This is a genomic window from Gorillibacterium massiliense (genome assembly GCF_000455485.1).
Classification (GTDB): Bacteria; Bacillota; Bacilli; order Paenibacillales; family NBRC-103111; genus Gorillibacterium; species Gorillibacterium massiliense.
Map to the genome: position 1 here is coordinate 266506 of NZ_CBQR020000102.1, position 17341 is coordinate 283846.

General features: G+C 43.5%; 19 protein-coding genes. 5 read left to right on the plus strand and 14 right to left on the minus strand.

Annotation, left to right across the window (positions count from 1 at the left end; all coding sequences use genetic code 11):
• Window positions 1-26 precede the first annotated feature (26 nt).
• From TJ79_RS14290 to TJ79_RS14305, 4 genes are all read right to left on the minus strand, one after another.
• Entirely contained in the window at window positions 27-701 is a 675-nt protein-coding gene (locus TJ79_RS14290; protein WP_081756910.1) for a G1 family glutamic endopeptidase, read from the minus strand.
• 190 nt (window positions 702-891) lie between these two features.
• Window positions 892-1494, minus strand: coding sequence for a class I SAM-dependent methyltransferase (locus tag TJ79_RS14295; RefSeq protein WP_040950971.1), 603 nt, complete (start codon window positions 1492-1494; stop codon window positions 892-894).
• A gap of 59 nt (window positions 1495-1553) precedes the next feature.
• Window positions 1554-2012: a VOC family protein gene (locus tag TJ79_RS14300; RefSeq protein ID WP_040950972.1), complete on the minus strand. Its 459-nt coding sequence runs from the start codon at window positions 2010-2012 to the stop codon at window positions 1554-1556.
• 75 nt (window positions 2013-2087) lie between these two features.
• The gene (locus TJ79_RS14305; RefSeq protein ID WP_040950973.1) at window positions 2088-3077 is read right to left on the minus strand and encodes an ROK family protein; all 990 of its coding nucleotides are present in this window, start codon (window positions 3075-3077) and stop codon (window positions 2088-2090) included.
• Window positions 3078-3328: 251 nt separating this feature from the next.
• On the opposite strand from TJ79_RS14305, the gene TJ79_RS14310 reads away from it, so the two are divergent.
• On the plus strand, window positions 3329-4453 hold the full coding sequence (locus tag TJ79_RS14310; RefSeq protein ID WP_040950974.1) for a hypothetical protein: 1125 nt from the start codon (window positions 3329-3331) through the stop codon (window positions 4451-4453).
• Between the two features lie 139 nt (window positions 4454-4592).
• Here the strand turns inward: TJ79_RS14310 and TJ79_RS14315 are convergent, their stop codons facing one another.
• A complete protein-coding gene (locus TJ79_RS14315; protein WP_040950975.1) occupies window positions 4593-5057 on the minus strand; it encodes a hypothetical protein in 465 nt (154 codons plus the stop codon).
• Between the two features lie 22 nt (window positions 5058-5079).
• Window positions 5080-5571, minus strand: coding sequence for a GyrI-like domain-containing protein (locus TJ79_RS14320; protein ID WP_081756911.1), 492 nt, complete (start codon window positions 5569-5571; stop codon window positions 5080-5082).
• Window positions 5572-5664: 93 nt separating this feature from the next.
• On the opposite strand from TJ79_RS14320, the gene TJ79_RS14325 reads away from it, so the two are divergent.
• Together TJ79_RS14325 and TJ79_RS14330 are read left to right on the plus strand one after the other, a co-directional pair.
• Window positions 5665-6648 (plus strand): helix-turn-helix transcriptional regulator, encoded by a 984-nt coding sequence (locus tag TJ79_RS14325; protein WP_052339598.1) that lies wholly within the window; start codon window positions 5665-5667, stop codon window positions 6646-6648.
• Between the two features lie 362 nt (window positions 6649-7010).
• On the plus strand, window positions 7011-7463 hold the full coding sequence (locus TJ79_RS14330) for an Hcp family type VI secretion system effector (protein WP_272944750.1): 453 nt from the start codon (window positions 7011-7013) through the stop codon (window positions 7461-7463).
• A 197-nt stretch (window positions 7464-7660) separates the two neighbouring features.
• Here the strand turns inward: TJ79_RS14330 and TJ79_RS14335 are convergent, their stop codons facing one another.
• The 6 genes from TJ79_RS14335 to TJ79_RS14360 all read right to left on the minus strand — a co-directional run bounded on the left by TJ79_RS14335 (window position 7661) and on the right by TJ79_RS14360 (window position 14056).
• Entirely contained in the window at window positions 7661-8374 is a 714-nt protein-coding gene (locus tag TJ79_RS14335; protein WP_155987888.1) for an S-layer homology domain-containing protein, read from the minus strand.
• A gap of 319 nt (window positions 8375-8693) precedes the next feature.
• The gene (locus TJ79_RS14340; RefSeq protein ID WP_081756913.1) at window positions 8694-9986 is read right to left on the minus strand and encodes a UDP-glucose dehydrogenase family protein; all 1293 of its coding nucleotides are present in this window, start codon (window positions 9984-9986) and stop codon (window positions 8694-8696) included.
• Window positions 9983-10975 (minus strand): sugar phosphate nucleotidyltransferase, encoded by a 993-nt coding sequence (locus TJ79_RS14345; protein WP_040950979.1) that lies wholly within the window; start codon window positions 10973-10975, stop codon window positions 9983-9985. The genes TJ79_RS14340 and TJ79_RS14345 overlap by 4 nt, the downstream gene beginning before the upstream one ends.
• Before the next feature lie 121 nt (window positions 10976-11096).
• Window positions 11097-11792: a glycosyltransferase gene (locus TJ79_RS14350; protein WP_040950980.1), complete on the minus strand. Its 696-nt coding sequence runs from the start codon at window positions 11790-11792 to the stop codon at window positions 11097-11099.
• A gap of 219 nt (window positions 11793-12011) precedes the next feature.
• Window positions 12012-12962: an SDR family NAD(P)-dependent oxidoreductase gene (locus TJ79_RS14355; RefSeq protein ID WP_040950981.1), complete on the minus strand. Its 951-nt coding sequence runs from the start codon at window positions 12960-12962 to the stop codon at window positions 12012-12014.
• Between the two features lie 398 nt (window positions 12963-13360).
• On the minus strand, window positions 13361-14056 hold the full coding sequence (locus TJ79_RS14360; protein ID WP_052339600.1) for a glycosyltransferase family 2 protein: 696 nt from the start codon (window positions 14054-14056) through the stop codon (window positions 13361-13363).
• A 228-nt stretch (window positions 14057-14284) separates the two neighbouring features.
• Between TJ79_RS14360 and TJ79_RS14365 the strand changes: the two genes are divergently transcribed.
• Window positions 14285-15154: a hypothetical protein gene (locus TJ79_RS14365; protein ID WP_040950982.1), complete on the plus strand. Its 870-nt coding sequence runs from the start codon at window positions 14285-14287 to the stop codon at window positions 15152-15154.
• A 107-nt stretch (window positions 15155-15261) separates the two neighbouring features.
• On the opposite strand, the gene TJ79_RS14370 is transcribed toward TJ79_RS14365, so the two are convergent.
• The gene (locus tag TJ79_RS14370) at window positions 15262-15639 is read right to left on the minus strand and encodes a MerR family transcriptional regulator (RefSeq protein WP_040950983.1); all 378 of its coding nucleotides are present in this window, start codon (window positions 15637-15639) and stop codon (window positions 15262-15264) included.
• A gap of 137 nt (window positions 15640-15776) precedes the next feature.
• On the opposite strand from TJ79_RS14370, the gene TJ79_RS14375 reads away from it, so the two are divergent.
• On the plus strand, window positions 15777-16535 hold the full coding sequence (locus TJ79_RS14375; protein WP_040950984.1) for an SDR family NAD(P)-dependent oxidoreductase: 759 nt from the start codon (window positions 15777-15779) through the stop codon (window positions 16533-16535).
• Between the two features lie 92 nt (window positions 16536-16627).
• Here TJ79_RS14375 and TJ79_RS14380 read toward each other — a convergent pair whose 3' ends face one another.
• On the minus strand, window positions 16628-17308 hold the full coding sequence (locus TJ79_RS14380) for a TetR/AcrR family transcriptional regulator (protein ID WP_040950985.1): 681 nt from the start codon (window positions 17306-17308) through the stop codon (window positions 16628-16630).
• Between the last annotated feature and the right edge of the window lie 33 nt (window positions 17309-17341).

A 17341-nucleotide genomic window follows, 5' to 3' on the forward strand; every position in this document is an offset into this window, starting at 1 on the left:
TCGGCCGATCACGAAGCGGGCCCTCGTTATTTACGAATGCTTTTTGCCGACAATGGTATATGAGAACCGTAAGTTACAGTGAAACCGTCTCTGCTTTTGTTTGGTAGGGAAGGCGTTGAAACGACACGTCCGTTTTGGACCATGACCCCCCGATTACTCCGCTGTAGTATGGGATTTTTATTATTCAACCTGCAAGATTTAAAACCCATTTTGCGATAATCGGCTAACAGGGCCGTATTATTGTTTACGGTAGGTGCTTCCATAATCCATTCTGCCGTATTGGCCGGTCCCGTGTATGTTCGGATCGTTCGAAATGTCCATCCTTTCGTTTTATTCTTCAGCACGATTTGCCATTTACTGTTGCCGAGTTTTGAGATATTCGCGTACATCAGATCATTGGGGGAAACGGGGTAAGGAATTCGCGTTTCCGGCGCGGGCAAGATCTCCCACCACGGATAATAAACCGCTTTGCCTTTCACATAATCCTGCTCTGTTCCTGTCTGAATTAAGGAAGAATTGCCGAATCCATCGATTCCGACCCATATCGAGGAATATTTGTTTTGCTTGCTAGCCCTTACCCGCGGAACGACCCAATAGCTCGAAATAGAGCGAAACGAATTTCTTTTCGTTTTATTAATCGCATAGCCCGACCAATTCCCCGATTTCCATCCCGGGAGAACGGTTGGAAGGATACGTGTCATGGAATCAGCAGGCTTGAATGGAGCTGACAGACTTAACCTTCCTCGCCTCAATGTATCCACCCCCGATTTCAACTTGGCTATATATGTATTCAAGCAAGTAAGAAGTGGAAGGGGAACGAATGTGGAAACTGGCTCCTTTCCCTTGGGGAAGATATCAAGATCAGGGAATTCATCGTGCTGTCAAAAAGCTTTATTTTCGAGAATCTAGAACAAACATTGATGCATCCTGTCCCATGAAAATTTTACTTCCAGTATAAAAGGTTTTGGATTGAATATCCCGATACCCTATTTTAGTCATAATGTCAGTCAGTTCATCTTGATTAAATCCGTTATGAACGAAATCCGAAACTACGTTTTCATTTTTATCGAAGTCTACGATCAGCAAATGTCCTCCTTCATTCAGAACATCGAATAATCTTGATAAAACGAATTCGACATCCTGTATATGAAGGAGAACCTGAACCATGAAGATATAGTCAGCCTGTAGACCCGACAGACCTTCCTTTTCAAAATCAAAGCATAATGTATCTGCATTCTGAATATTAAAATCAGAAATTTTTTGCTGTATTTGATGAATCATGTTTTGTGACGTATCCAGAAAAAGCATAGAATCAAACTCGTTTAACAAGCTCAATCCAACAAGACCCGTTCCACAACCAAAATCAATCGCGTTCTTGCTTTTAGCATCTACTAAATAGTCACGGATGGCATCTGAGGATACCTTTGCAATTTGGACTCTTTCAGGGGTGTCATACATGCTGGCTATCATTTCAAACTTATCCGTATTTCCCATTCGTATCTCTCCTATCTGCTTTAATAAAAGAGCCGCTCCCTGGTTAAATGCATTTTTTATTATGATCGACCATGAAGAGCTTCCCATTCAGACCATGTCATAATCTCCAGATCAGGACGCGGTTCATCTTCCAGCATGGCAATATGCTCGACTGAATGCCCATCAGGATCATCGAAGTAAATGGATACCGCTGGCATAAAGGGAAATACAATCAATTCCTCCGAGCTTTGTCCAAAGAAATTCGATGATTCAATATTAAGCCCTTCTAGATATGTTCTTGCTTTAGGAATATCTTCAATATCGACTCGAAATGCAAAATGTTGCCTCTGCACAAGAGGTGATGGATAGTTCTCTCTAATACCGAGCATCGATTCTCCCGGCTTACCTACCCAGTAAAATTTTGATTTTCTATTGCGGTCCTCATACAGGGGGAGTATGTTCATTAGCTTCTCATAAAATTCAGCAGATTTTTCAAAGTCCCTTACATTGATATGGGTTTCAAATATTCCTCTAATCATTTTTAGCTCACCTCCAATTCTATATTCTCACAATAGCCAGAAAAAGAACAAATTTACTCTGAAAAGGACCATCCTTTACGGGATGGCTCTTGGTTCCAACTGATTCTTTGCATAGGCCACTGCTCCTATCATACCAGCCCGACCGCCTAGCTGAGCAGTAACCACACCACAAGCATTGGAAGACAATTTAAGCGCATGTTGACGAATGGTTTCTCGGACGACATGCAAGAGTCGGTCTCCTGCAGCTGATACGCCGCCACCGATAATAATTAATTCTGGATTAAATAAGTTGATTACATTAGCAAGGCCGAACCCTAAAATTCCACCCGTTTCATGCATAACCTCAATAGCCAACGAGTCATTCAAGTCATAGGCGTCCGAGATCATTTTCGCACTGATCCGGCTCCTATCTCCGTCAACCCAGGTCTGGATAATACTATCTCTGCCGCTCTCCAACTTTTCAACCAAAGTACGCACCATACCTATAGCAGATACATATCTACCCAGACAACCCGAACTGCCGCATCTACACGGGCGACCCTCCCGGTACATATTCATGTGCCCAATTTCTCCGATGCTTGATGTAGTGCCATAAAGAACATTTCCATCCACCACAATACCTGATCCTAAGCCAGTTCCAATTGTAACCAAAACTAAATTTTTCAGTCCCTTCCCAGCACCGAAATACCACTCCCCATAAAGATTTACTCGAACATCGTTGTCGATAAAAACGGGGAATGAAAAATCTTTTTTCATCTCCTGGACAACGTGGATATTTTCCCACCCGGGAAAGTTAGGCGAGAAAATAGAGAACCCTTCCTTTGGGTTGAGCAAACCGGGAATCCCTATCCCCATGCAAGATATATTTTCATGGGCTATCTGTTGATGTTGCATCATCTCATGGACAATACCCTTTATTGTTCTAATCACATGGGCAGGACCTTCTAAAGCATTTGTAGGATCGCTTCTTTCGATTACAACTTGAAAATTCTGATCTAGAATGGCTGATTTAATATTTGTTCCACCCAAATCAACGCCAATCGTGTACTTATGGGAATGGTTCATTTTAAATCTCCTTTTACTTTCGAAATCGTTCTTTTCAAGTTCCCTATCCAAAGGAGACATTCTACAGTCGATACTAAAAACCTTTCACTCTGACGGCGATTCCTCATCAAAATGAAAACCGAACAAACACCCCTTTGCCTTAGCCTGCATACACAGAATCATAAGCGTTTATCCCACATATGCCTATTCTGCAGCTTCGTGGATACATATAAATTTGCGAATGAAGAATAGGTTCAAAGGAGTGTTTTAGGTTGAGCAACCCATCATCATCCCACTACTTTGCAAGAGGCAATACGGCGCGCGGAGCCCATTTTTTGTACCGATCCGCCTTTCATGGACTGAACAAGATATTTATCCTCACGGGTCCTCCGGGAACAGGCAAATCGACGGCCATTCGTAACCTGGCAGATAGCCTGCTGGATGCAGGCCAGCACGTGCAACAGTTCCATTCCCCGCTTCGCCCCGACGAGTTAGATGGCATTATCGCAACAGAATTGAAGGTCGGCATTGTGGATGGGCGAGTCTGTGAAGGGATTTCAGGGATTGAGATGGGGGAAATCGCTTATATCAATTTTGAAGAGGCAGTTGATAGAAGATTACTTTTTCCGCAGCATCAAGAGACGATCGAAAGCCTAAATATTAAGCTTGCTGATGCCTATGCAAAAGCATATGAATCGTTCTTAACCGCATTGCGGATTCATGACGAATGGGAAAAATACTACATCGAGAGCATGGATTTCGTGAAGGCGGACCAGGTCACACAGAATCTAATTCAAGATCTTTTCACGGGCCATGAAACCGACACGCCAACTGTCGGTCGACATTTGTTTTTCGGTGCAGCAACGCCTAAAGGCGCATTGGATTTTATTCAACAACTAACGGCTCCGTTAGAAAGACGGATTTTCATCAAAGGAAGACCAGGCTCAGGGAAATCGACATTGCTTAAAAAGCTTGCCGCTTCCGCTGAAACAAACGGTATCGAAGTTCAAGTATTTCATTGCGGTTTTGATCCGAACAGCCTTGATATGTTGATTTTCCCGCAGCTTAGCATAGCCATATTTGATAGTACAGCCCCCCATGAGTACTTTCCCAATCGAAGCGGGGACGAAATCCTGGATATGTACGCGCTTACTATGACCTCAGGTACCGACGAAGCTTACGCCACCGAAATATCAGCTATTAAAGAACGTTATTCGGCAAAAATGAAAGAAGCAACCTCCCACTTATTATTTGCCGCAGATATTGACTCGCAAATCAAAGCCTACTATGTGGCTGCAACGAATTTTTCAGTTATAGAGGAATGTAAGCTGCATTTGCAGTCGGAATTAAATGAGTTGCTCTCTGATCTGATCATTGGAACCAAATCCTACGTGTAGAATGATTTCCCCAACCTTATCTCGACCGATGCCGTAACACCAGCAACCATCGTTTTGCTAGGTGTGCAACCAAACATATAGGCCCCTATTCCATCACTCGGAATAGAGGCCTATATTTCTCTTGCTATACTTACTCCCCTTAATATTCCCCTTTAATCACAAAAAACGAACCTCGAATGGTCCCCGCCAGCTTAGACTTCTGCCGGGCAAACTTAAACTTCCCTTCCAGCTCCTTCGGTACTTCCATCCCCTCCGAAAGCTTAAACCCAACGGCCCGCTTCTTCGGGTCGTCAATCGTATACAAAACGTTGACCCCCAGACCATCCTCATAAAAGACGTAGGTCCAATCGATATTCTCCACTTGAAAACGCGACGTTTCCAAAGGCTTGGCCGCAAACTCAATACCGCGTTCTTCTTTTAAAACCCGGTTCACATAATCCAGGATCTCCTGGCTTTCACTTGCCGCTTCAACCGTAAATTCATGCTTGTACTTGTTCATGAAGTAACGGGCTTCGTTGGCCCGTAAACCTGCAAGCGCTTCTGCTACGGGTGAAGACTCCAAACCAACCGTAGACACGTTTTTAAAATCAACAATGTAGGACATTTTCGCCCCTCCTATGAGTCCATTATTTCTTAACAACGGGGATCCATACTTCACCAAAAACCAACCCGTTCCGCTCCCCCATCGCAACCGTTGTGTTAGGTCCGCCAACATAGGCGAAGTTTTTTACTTCTGGTAAAGCTTGTCCAAAAGCAATGCCGGTAAGCTGGTTATTCAATTCTTCAGCACTCTTCGCTTCTCCTTTAACAACTAAGTATTCCCCCTTAGGGAACTGGATAACCCTTGATCCTTCGGATGCGGGTACCGATTCTTCTGTCATGACACCAGCATAATACATCATCTTATTATTCACCGCTTCGCTCACGGCAAAAATGTGGTCATTCGCGGCCATAGCTTTTAAAGTATCCAATCTTCCATCCTTACCGACTGCCTGCCAAAAGTCTGACTTTTCCTTGTTTATACCCGCATAGTCCGTGTAATGGCTCTTCAACTCCGTTCCAAGACCAAAAACCGTAAAGCTCTCTTTTTGTTCCAGCGTATAATTTGCCATGTACATAACCTTCCTTCTTTTGATGAGTTGTCTTCTGTTCTTGCTAGTTATATGATACCCTTAAATCATGTCAAAAAATGATACCGTTTAGGAGTCCTGATGAAAAAAGTTGAGCGGATTAATACCATCATGCGGTATATCAATAATCGTTCTCATTTTACCATTTCCGAAATCATGAGGGAATTTAACATCTCTCGTTCAACCGCTGTTCGAGATATCCGAGAGATCGAGGCCTTGGGAATGCCGCTTGTCGCTGAAGTTGGAAGGGATGGCGGATATTTTGTCATGCACAACTCTCTCCTGCCTGATGTGCGTTTTACCGACAGTGAGGTCAAGGCGCTATTTATCGCCTTTATGGCTACGCGAAATGCACAACTCCCCTATTTAAAGAGCCGCCAATCCTTAGCCGAAAAATTACTGGGCCTCATTTCCAACACCCAGCAGGATGATCTCGTTCTTTTAAATGAAATCTTACTTTTCGAAGGAACCAACCCGCATAATCCCGACCTGCTTGAGCTTTCAGATCTTCCCCATCCCATGTTGGAAAAGCTCATTCAAACCCTGCTTACCGACAACTATTTATGGATTACCGTCGAAGAAGAGAAGGAAACAAAGTCTTATCCCATCTATCTCCTGCACCTTTATCATGAAAAAAGCCTTTGGCTGTTGGAAGGCTTTGACTTAGAGGAAGAAAAGAAGAGGATTTTCCCCGTCGATCAACTCACCGATGTCAAACCCTATCCGTCAAAAAACAGACTAAGCCAGAAAAAGATTATGGAAAAACTAAGCAAACAGGATGATGAAATCAACCTTATCCTCGAGCTGGGTCCCCAAGCAATTGCACAGTACAAAAAATACCATCCTTTAAAGATTTCCATTTCCTATACAAATCCATACCAAGCCACAGCCATTCTTAAGACTTTTGTCCATGTAAACGAGCCCGAAGAGTTGACCGAAATCACAAATTGGCTTCTTTTCCTGGGGGAAGATATCAAGGTCAAGGAAGCACCAGAAGAAGTCTTGAAAATCTTACAAAAGAGGGGTGGTTGGATTAATTCGTCCCCTTCACCATACACAGACTGAAGATTATCACGACTCTGGTCGCGTATCTCACCGTATCACTACCGCAACTTTATTGTCCAACGACTCTGATTCATCCTATAGCAGTTGTAGTCGATCCAGCTGTAGGGTATCCGATGTGTATCACTTAAATTAAAATTATGATACAATTGGTATCATTACAGATTGCGTGGCGTTTATGTCTTTATCAGCCGAGTAAATAGGTAAAAATCTTAAACCATAATGGAGGGATTCCTATTTCGCATTCTTGGTTCACCCCATTTAAGAAAGTTGTTGCCATCCTGTTCGTCTGCGCCGTTCTACTCTCTACCGCTTCGCTCGGAGGATCATCTGCCGAAGCTGTTTCGCCACCACAAAACATTCAAATTTACCTTAAGCTCGACTCAATTCCGGGAGAGTCAACCGTGAAAGGTTACGAGCAATGGATTCCAGTATCTGATGTCCAATTTGGAGTGGATGTTCCCGTTATAAATTCAACCCCAGGCAAAGCTAAACTCAGTGGTATCCAATTTAAGAAGGTGTACGATGCTGCCTCCGCACCTATTTTACTCGCGTCATTGCAAGGAAAGCCCATTAAGAGTGCAACCTTTGCCTTTGTCAAGCCGGGTGCTACTCCGATCAAGTTTTTAACGATTAACCTAACCACTGCCTTTATCACGTCATATTCGTTCACCGATACTGTCGAATCAGTTTCCCTCTCCTATACCGTTATCTCGACCGGCTATTCTTCGCAGAAACCGGATGGCTCGTTGAATCCAATGGTTAAGTCGGCATGGGATGCCTTAAAAGGAGCAGTAACCACACCGGTTATTCCCTAACAGACAAAAGTTCAAAACAATCACCCCCATTGAAAACAACATGACATAGCCGATATGTTGGGCTGGGATAAATAGTTCATGTAAAAGGGCACCCCTTGTGGATGCCCTATTCTCTGTTAATCGTATATTAATCTCCAGAGACGCCTCTGTCTCTGTTCACTGTCTTCCATTAAGGCTGAAGTAATGTTGCTGTAGCCTTACTTACTCTTTTGAGTGATCATCTTCAGTAGAATCGTTACCGCCTCTGCTCTTGTTGCCTTATCGTTAGGAGCGAATTCATTATTACCTTTACCTGATATAAGGCCAAGATTCTTCAATACCGCTACCTGCCCCTTCGCCCAGCCTGGAATTTCAGCGTCGTCCACGAAGCTGGTTACGGTATTATCCCCCAGCTCCAGTGCTAACGCTTTGATGATCATCACAGCCATCTCTGCCCGTGTAATTTCTGCATCTGGACGAAAACTTCCATCCGGATAGCCTTTAACAATACCTAATTGTACAGCTTGCCCTACTGCTTGCTGAGCCCATGTGCCAATCTTCGCAGAATCGGTGAACGTCGGCCTCACAGCTTCTTCTTGCGGCTTCAACGCCTTCATCAGCATAACTACAAATTCCGCACGAGTTACGATGCTATTTGGCTTGAAGGTACCATTCTCATACCCAATCACGATTCCGCTCTGTGCTGCTTTTTTAATATCAGATTCTGCCCAGTGCCCGGATATGTCGCTAAATATCGGCTGAACCGATCCGGACTGTTCCTCCTCCTTGCTTACAGCCATCACAGCAAACTTCGTAAAGTGATTGACTTCAACAGTGATCTTATTGACGTCTACCTTGCCGCCGTCAATCTGCACCCATTCCTTCTTCACTTCGTCATAGTAAAATACAACGGGTCGCTGATCCTTCTTCAAGCTTGCCGTATCGAAAACAAAGGTCAGTGTTACCGATTTGGTAAAATTGCCTGTGACGTTTTTTAATATTTCGTATACCGGACTGATTACTTATCCTTGTCACTATTCTTCCATCCTTTCGCATAGGGAATCATTCGTTGCCGTTTTTCTTGATTGTCTTCGCGCAAAAAAACTCCTATAATTCGACCCTATCTAGACATCATAGGGGAATTATAGGAGATTGTAGTCATACGAAAGTAGTACGCAGCAAGAAAACTTTCTCGGCAGCCTCACTCATGAGAAACTATCATGAGTTGGCTTTTCTGAAACGGTTTTAAGGCTAATCATAGCCAATTCCTTGATAATAAAAACCGATGTCCCTCATTTGATCGGCATCCAACAAGTTTCTTCCGTCAAACAAGTTAGGTGCATTCATGCTGTCTTTGACTTGTTCCCAGTCAAGTTTAAGAAACATTGGCCACTCCGTGCATATTATGGCCGCATCTGCCCCCTCCATCGTTTCTTCCGGACTACTGCCGAATATAACACTCTCATCCATAAGCTCGGGAGGCAGTGCCGCTATCGGATCGTATACTTGGACGTATGCCTTTTCGTTACGCAATGTTTGGATGATACGAATGGCAGGTGCTTCACGAATATCGTCGGTATCCGGCTTAAAAGCAAGACCTAATAGGGCGATTTTCTTGCCCGCCAAGTTGCCGATCTTCTCCCGAACTTTTTGAAGCATATACAAGTGTTGGGTTTGATTGACACGAACGACTTGCTTCAGCAACTTCAGTTCCACGTCATTGTGTTTGGCCATATTCAGCAATGCAGCTACATCTTTTGGGAAACAGGAGCCGCCATATCCGATGCCCGCTTGGAGAAAGCTTGGTCCGATTCGGTTATCAAGTCCGATACCGTACGCCACTTCTTTTACATTTACGCCTAGTCGGTCCGATAGTCTTGCCAACTCATTGATGAACGAGATTTTTGTTGCCAAAAAGGCGTTCGCCGCATATTTTGTGAACTCGGCAGTTCTTGGCGTAGTGACAATGATGGGACATTGCATCGACTCGTACAGCTCTCTGATTTGTTTTGCTGCGTTTTCACTATTCGTTCCGACAATAATCCGGTCCGGGTGCAAGGCATCCATCAACGCTTTACCTTCCCGTAAAAATTCAGGGTTGGATGCGACCTCAAATGGATAAGAAACCGTCTGTGCATCTTTTGTCCATGTAGTGACCCGTTCTTGCGTGCCAACAGGAACCGTGCTTTTATTGATAATCAATTTTTCACTGTTCATATGTCTGCCTATATCTTCCGCCACCTGTTTTACATATCGTAAATCGGCGCTGCCGTCAGGGAGGGACGGCGTTCCGACACAAATGAAAATAATTGTATTGTCTTTAATCGCCTTCTTCTTGTCCGTTGTAAATCGAATCCGTTTCGTCACAAGATGTTTTTTCAACAGGTCCTCCAAACCAGGTTCATAAAAATGGAGCTTCCCTTGTCGGAGGAGCCTGATTCTTTGAGGATCTACATCCAAGCCCGTCACATTCCAGCCGATTTCCGCAAATACGAGAGCAGTGGTAGTACCGACATATCCCGAACCTATCACTAAAATATTCACTCGTCTCCCACCTTTCTTGGCGATTGAAGACCAGCCATCATGGATCGAAAACCGATCACGTTGTTTTTTATCGGATTTACCACTTGTTTCAAATGTACGCCATTCAAAATAATGCTGTTCTCGACCCTGCAGCCCTCAATGTTACTGCCGTCGCCAATCGAAACATAGGGACCGATTACACAATCCTTGAGTACACAATTTTGACCGATCCGTACGGGAGCGATGATCTTGCAATTGTCCAAAATCACTGTCCCGTCAATTTCTTTGGATTCCTTCCCTAGATCCAGCATCATACGATTAGCTTCCAGCCATCTTTCTAATGTACCTACATCCATATTAGGCTCTGTCGAAAGATAATAAGATACCAAACAGCCTTGGTCCAACATCCATTGAATGGCATCGGTTATTTCGTATTCCCCTCTAGCAGAAGGCTGGATCGCTGCGGAGGCGCTGAATATGGTGTTAGTAAATGCGAATGCGCCGATAATAGCCAGATTTGACTTAGGGACGCTTGGCTTTTCCTCCAGTCGGACAATGCGGTTATTAATTACTTCCACGATCCCATAGTCTTGAGGATTTTTCACAACAGACACCATTAGCGCCGCATGGCAACCATTCGTCTCTACTAATTCTTTCAATTCGTTCAACTCATCCAAAATCAAATTATCTCCTAACAGAAGGATAAAACTATCGTTGCCGATATAATGTTCAGCCTGCCTGATTGCATGTGAAATGCCTTTAGGTTCTGTTTGATAAATATAAGTTATGTTCACCCCCCATCGCTCTCCTGTACCCGCCTGTTCCTTAATTGCAGCCTCTTGCGTTGGATGAATGACGATCCCGATCTCCGTAATCCCCTGCTTCTTTAATTTCTCAATACATAGCTGTAGTAAAGATCTATTGGCCACAGGTATAAGTGTTTTGGGATACGCGAGAGTAAAAGGGTATAGTCTTGTTCCTTTACCAGCGCATAGAATAAGACCTTTCATCGTACTTTTCTCCTATTCACTTAAATATTGTCTTCTAGCAATTTATGAAACAGCTGCAATGTTGGTATAGACAATCTGATAAAAAAATTGGCCCAGATGGACTGGACCGTGGCACATGCCGCTACTTTACTTTTTTAGTTACATATGGAATATAGTCTGTTGTATGCTTGACTAATTTACATCTGTCCATGTATTCTTCCGTGGGTGTTTTTTGAGTATGGGATTTTACATCTTCTCTCCTTACACAAACATAATTATATTTCGACACGGAATAAATCTTATATCCTCTTTTTCTGCATCCGCTCAAAAAAGCAACATCACTTCCATGCCGCTTTTTTTCATTAAACTTGATATTCTTCCACACATATTTCTTAAACATCAACGTACCACCCTTAATGAAGCCCTGATATCGGTCTTGTCTGCCTCCTCTAAATAACATAAGTGCTTTTTTGGGTTCAAAATAGATAAAACAGCCATTTTTCCCAATGACGGGAACGTTATGACTATGCATTTTATTGACCGACTCTTCCAAATAGTAGCGGCCATAATAATCATCGTCATCGAATTTTGCTATAATGCTGTGTTTTGCCCTCTCAATGCCATAATTTAAACATTTGCCCAGCTTATATTTCTGAGGGACTTGATAAACAGACACGTTCTTATATTGACTCGCTTTTTTTCTCCACTTGTTAATGTCCATGTCATCCCGGTTTAAAACAATGATCATTTCTTTATCTTTATACCTTTGCCGTTCATAATTTTCGAAAACATTGTCCATAAATGAAGCTCGCTCCGTACAAGCGATAATGGAAACCAAAGATTACCAGCCCTTTCTCCCATGGATGAAATTGCACCGATTATGTTTTTGAAATTAATATACGTAATCATTTTTTACAGAGTAACGGCGGCTGTACATTGAATGCAGTGCAGGTGGAACCCGACGACAATAAAAGGAGAAACGGAGTAGAGGGCGAGAAAAAACAACAGGGCCCAAAATCGTGCTGCTATAGGCCCATATCTCCATAAATCAGTTAGTTCATTTGCCGTTTATCAGCCAATCTGCAAACCGCTGCAAACCGGTAGCCAAATCAACCTTGGGGGCATAGCCAAGCAAATCACAAGACTTTTCAAGACTCGCCCAAGTTCGCGGCACATCGCCAACTTGCTCCGGCAGCCGGTGGATGATCGCCTTTTTGCCCAGCACGCGCTCAATACCCTCGACCAGCTCCGATAACTTCACTGGATTATCGTTGCCGAGGTTAAACACATCATAGCCAGAGCTGCAGTAATCGATCGCCGAACGAATGCCGCTGACGGTATCGGACACATACGTATAATCCCGCGAAGTCGAGCCATCCCCAAACAGGGTGATCGGCTCGTCGTGCAAAATGCTCCGTGCAAACTTATGAATCGCCAAATCCGGCCGCTGGCGCGGTCCATACACCGTAAAAAAGCGCAGCGCCACAATCGGCAGGCCAAAGCAATTGCTATAGCTCCGGCACACCGCTTCTCCCGCCTCCTTCGTCGCACCGTAAGGAGAAGACTGCTGCAGAATTGGATCGCCTTCGGCAAACGGCACCTTCTCATTCAAGCCGTACACCGAGCTGGACGAAGCAAAAATAAACTTCTTCACCCCGTGCCGAACTGCCGCATCCAGCACATGCACCGTACCGTTTATATTGACTTCAATATATTGCAGCGGATTCTCGAGTGACGGACGTACCCCCGCCTTTGCCGCGAGTTGCACCACAACTTCTGGTTTTTCTTCATCAAAAATATCGAATATCCGCTCCCGATCGCGAATATCAGCTTCAATAAATTTATAGTTCGCGGAACCTTGCTGATGAGCAATATTCCGTTCCTTTATATAGCGATTATAAAAAGGGTCAAAATTATCGATCACCCTTACCTCATGACCATCCGCCAAAAGCGAATCCACCAGATGGCTGCCGATAAATCCCGCCCCGCCAGTGACTAACGTTTTCATGTTGATTCACCTTTCCCTTCCCTCTAAACACATGTGAAATGCCTTTAGGTTCCGTTTGATAAATATGAGTTATATTCGCCCCCCATCGCTCTCCTGTACCCGCCTGTTCCTTGATTGCAGCCTCTTGCGAAGGATAAATGACGATCCGATCTCCGTAATGCCATGCCTCTTTAAATTCTCAATACATAGCTGCAGTAAAGGTCTATTGGCCACAGGTACTCGAGAGTAAAAATGTATAGTCTTGTTCCTTTACCAGCGATAGAATAAGACCTTTCATCGTGCTTTTCTCCTATTCTCTTAAATATTGTCTCCTCCTAATTTATGAAACAGCCGCAATAATGACTTGGACAATCCGACAAAAAAAACGGCCCAGATGGACTGGACCGTGGTACCTGCTGCTACAATACTTTTTTAGTTACATATGGAATATAGTCTGTTGTATGCCTGACTAATTTACACTTACCCATGTATTCTTTTGTGGATAATTTTTGAGTATGGGAATTTACATCTTCTCTCCTTACACAAACATAGTTATATTGCGACGCGGAATAAATTTTATATCCTCTTTTTCTGCATCCGCGCAAAAAGGCAACATCGGTACTATGCAGCATTTTTTCGTTAAACTTTACATTCCTCCACACATATTTCTTAAACGTCAACGTACCACCCTTAATCCTGCTCCGATATCGGTTTTGTCCGCCTCCCCTATATAACATAAGTGCTTTTTTGGATTCAAAATAGATAAAGGAGGCATTTTTCCCAATGACGGGAACGTTATGTCTATGCATTTTATTGACGGCCTCTTCCAAATAGTAGCGGCCATAATAATCATCGTCGTCGAGTTTTGCTATAATGCTATGTTTTGCCCTCTCAATGCCATAATTTAAACATTTGCCCACCTCATATCTCTGAGGGACCCGATAAACAGACACGTTCTTATATTGACTCGCTTTTCTTCTCCACTTGTTAATGTCCATGTCATCCCGGTTTAAAACAATGATCAGTTCTTTATCTTTATAACTTTGCCGTTCATAATTTTCGAAAACATTGTTCATAAACGAAGGCCGCTCCGTACAAACAACAATGGAAACCAAAGATTATCAACCCTTTCTCCCATGGATGAAATTGAACCGTTTATATTTTTTTGAAATTAATATACGTAATTATTTTTTACAGAGTAACGGCGGCTGTACGGTCACCACTCACTTCCGCTGTACCCGACTGTAATCCAATCCATTATGACGGTTTGGACATAAGCTAAAGGAGCAACGGAATGTAAAAGGAACAGCAAAGACGAATGGGTTGATAAAGGAGGGTACTCATTGAGTCACGAACTAAGTGGAGCAAGCTCGGTTTATTCGATCAAAGAACAATTAAAGCGGGTGGATGAAACCTTTTTAAACAAAGACATCAAAAAGAACAAGGCAGAAGTGGCATTTGCAATATCTTTGAAAAGCAAAATCGTTTCACAAAATTGGGATAACGTTCAGTCCAACTTGGCAAAAGCATTGCGTTCGATTCTAAACAATGCGGACCCCCATTTTCGTGTGATTGTTGCAGGTCATGAAAAGCCTAACATTAAGGAACTACGGCATGAACGTGTAACCTGGTTGCCCGTAAACTTTCCTCCTCCATCGAATCCAAAAGGATTCAGCAAAGACAAAATACGTAAACGCAAAGTGATTGGAGCGTATTTAAGAAAAATAGGATTTTCCGGCTATTTTATGCCTTTTGATTCGGATGACTGGGCACATCATCGACTCGTACAATATATTCGATCGCAGCCCTCGGGGAAGGATTTTGTGATAGACACGGGAATGATGGTGAATTTAGTTAATAAAGAAGTATGGTCGAGGAAGAAGTTTTATAAAGGATGTGGCAGCGGTGCGATCTTTTATTTTGCCAATAAAGATTTTCCGCTGACTCCAGAGACGAACAGTGTGAAAAAAAAGCCGTTTAAACTCGTTCTCAGAGCCCATCCAAAAGTAATCCAGAACTTGAGAGCATTGCACAGACCCTATAAAATCGTTAAATTACCTTTGGTCACCTGGGTACTTGGACATGGCGACAACAACAGCATAATTAAAGGCAAAATAAATAAATCGGTATCTGCTGAAAACTATGGATCAAAAGGAGAAAAGTTAGAGGATACTTTTTTTCATTATTATAAAACCATGAAAAATCAATCATGACGCATTCCGTTCCCCAAATACTTAAGCTCATGGTAACGGCAAATTAAAAAGCCATCCCCCACTGGATGGCCTTTTTCCGTTTTTAAGAATACATCAGCAACGGTGTATTACCTTGTCTTAAGCTCTTTGTCTTCAGTAATGAGATTTTTGTAGGCTGCAATTTTGTCTTCCAGCACCTTCTCTGTGGCTGTTAAGTTTTTAATTTGACTCTGTACAGAGTTTCTATGATCTTCGAGAAGGTTCAAACGGGCTTGGGCCGTATGCTCTCCTTCTAAATATAATTGCGCATATTCTCTGATTTGTGAGATCGGCATTTGGGTTTGTTTCAACCTCATCACAAATCGCAACCAGGTAAGATTGGAGTCATCATATGCTCTTTCTCCATTCGCATTACGTATCGGAGCAATGATCTGTTCCTTTTCATAATATCTCAGCGTATGTGCGGTTATCCCCAATAATTTGGCTATTTCGCTGATCGTATACATACAACCCCCCGAATCTATGCTGATTTTAAGAGTCCTCCATCATTATAAAAAACAATTGACTTAGAGTAAACTCTAACCCGTATGATTAAATCGTTGTTGGATCACCATACATTCTGTAGAAAACGGGAGGCAGTCACATGAAATATACTGTAGTTACAGGCGCCAGTTCAGGTATAGGTTATGAAACCGCTCTTGCTTTTGCAGCTCGCGGCAAAAACTTAATTGTTGCTGCCCGCAGAGAAGATCAGCTGGAGGAATTAAAGTCTGAAATCGCTCGTATCTACCCCGATGTAGATGTCGTCATTCGAGCGACTGACTTATCCGTTCCCGAGAATGCTTATAAGCTTTATGAAGGTCTACAAGGATTCCAAATCGAAACTTGGATCAACAATGCGGGATTTGGCAATTTTGCTTCAGTGGGCCAGCAAGATTTAAATAAAATATCTGCAATGCTGCATCTGAATATTGAATCGTTGACGATACTTTCCTCTCTCTTCGTTCGTGACTACTCCAATGTTGAAGGAACACAATTAATCAACGTTTCATCCGGTGGCGGCTATACGATTGTGGGAAATGCCATAACGTACTGCGCAACGAAGTTCTATGTGAGTGCCTTCACTGAAGGACTCTCTCATGAGTTGAACAGCCAAGGTGCACTTATGCAGGCTAAAGTGTTAGCACCTGCCGCAACAGAAACAGAATTCGCGAAGCGTTCTTTCGATGTCTCCGAATTCGAATATCTCGGGACTGTGCCGAAGTTCCATACCGCGAAGGAAATGGCTGGATTCATGCTTGACCTGTATGATAACGATCGCGTTGTGGGGATTGTTAATGGTTTGACGTACGAGTTCGAGTTAAGAGATACCATTTTCAATTATGTGGCTAGCACGCGATAAACTCATCTCGTAATGACAATACAGTTTACGGATCTATCAGCGAAAAATACGAAACCGCCCACCCCGTAACAGGGTGAGCGGTTTTTTACATCCTACTTCTCCTGCTCCTTTATCACCTGCTCAATTCCCGACAGGATCAGCTTCAAGCCGAATTCAAACGCGCCATCGGTCCCCATCAGCTCGAACAAGCCGTTCTTGAACATCCTCCGGAATAATCCCGCTTCCGTCTCGCTCATGGAGTCCAGAAGGCGGATCATCTCCTCACCTGGAATTACTCCCTGTTCCTTAATGATAGTGGACACATTACGCTCATGCTGATAATCGTCCAGAACAAAGTAGAAGACATAGTTCAAAAGTGTAAGAACCGCTTGAAATTTCTGCTCCTGCTCAAGTGGCGTCGATTCCACGCAGAGCAGCGTACGGTTGGTGAACCGGATATAGTCCGGCTCGTGGGGCAGCGTCATCATCATAAGCTGCGTGGAGCAGGGGTACCGGCAGAGCACACTCCGTACCGTAGCCGCAAGCCCTGCCAACTGCTCCTTCCAGTCCCCATCCGAGTGGAACTCCTCCAGAATCATTTTCGATACCTGGTTGGCCAGACACTGGTAAAGATCTTGCTTGCTCTTGAAGTACCAGTACAGAGAGGGAGCCTGAATTCCCAACCGGTCGGCCAATCGTCTCATACTGAATTTCTCGATTCCTTCCTCCCCCAGAAGCTCCCACGAGGTTTCCAAAATCATCTCCTCCGAGATCTGAGGCTGCTGTTTCTTCATCGGTATCCGCCCTTTTATCTAACAGTGTAAGTT

Excerpts from the sequence above, each read along its gene's own strand:
- TJ79_RS14375 (WP_040950984.1), top strand. The coding sequence starts at position 15,777 with ATGAAATATACTGTAGTTACAGGCGCCAGTTCAGGTATAGGTTATGAA.
- TJ79_RS14380 (WP_040950985.1), bottom strand. The coding sequence starts at position 17,308 with ATGAAGAAACAGCAGCCTCAGATCTCGGAGGAGATGATTTTGGAAACC.
- TJ79_RS14345 (WP_040950979.1), bottom strand. The coding sequence starts at position 10,975 with ATGAAAGGTCTTATTCTATGCGCTGGTAAAGGAACAAGACTATACCCT.
- TJ79_RS14370 (WP_040950983.1), bottom strand. The coding sequence starts at position 15,639 with ATGTATACGATCAGCGAAATAGCCAAATTATTGGGGATAACCGCACAT.
- TJ79_RS14315 (WP_040950975.1), bottom strand. The coding sequence starts at position 5,057 with ATGTCCTACATTGTTGATTTTAAAAACGTGTCTACGGTTGGTTTGGAG.
- TJ79_RS14320 (WP_081756911.1), bottom strand. The coding sequence starts at position 5,571 with ATGTACATGGCAAATTATACGCTGGAACAAAAAGAGAGCTTTACGGTT.
- TJ79_RS14295 (WP_040950971.1), bottom strand. The coding sequence starts at position 1,494 with ATGGGAAATACGGATAAGTTTGAAATGATAGCCAGCATGTATGACACC.
- TJ79_RS14290 (WP_081756910.1), bottom strand. The coding sequence starts at position 701 with ATGACACGTATCCTTCCAACCGTTCTCCCGGGATGGAAATCGGGGAAT.
- TJ79_RS14325 (WP_052339598.1), top strand. The coding sequence starts at position 5,665 with ATGAAAAAAGTTGAGCGGATTAATACCATCATGCGGTATATCAATAAT.
- TJ79_RS14355 (WP_040950981.1), bottom strand. The coding sequence starts at position 12,962 with ATGAAAACGTTAGTCACTGGCGGGGCGGGATTTATCGGCAGCCATCTG.
- TJ79_RS14300 (WP_040950972.1), bottom strand. The coding sequence starts at position 2,012 with ATGATTAGAGGAATATTTGAAACCCATATCAATGTAAGGGACTTTGAA.
- TJ79_RS14305 (WP_040950973.1), bottom strand. The coding sequence starts at position 3,077 with ATGAACCATTCCCATAAGTACACGATTGGCGTTGATTTGGGTGGAACA.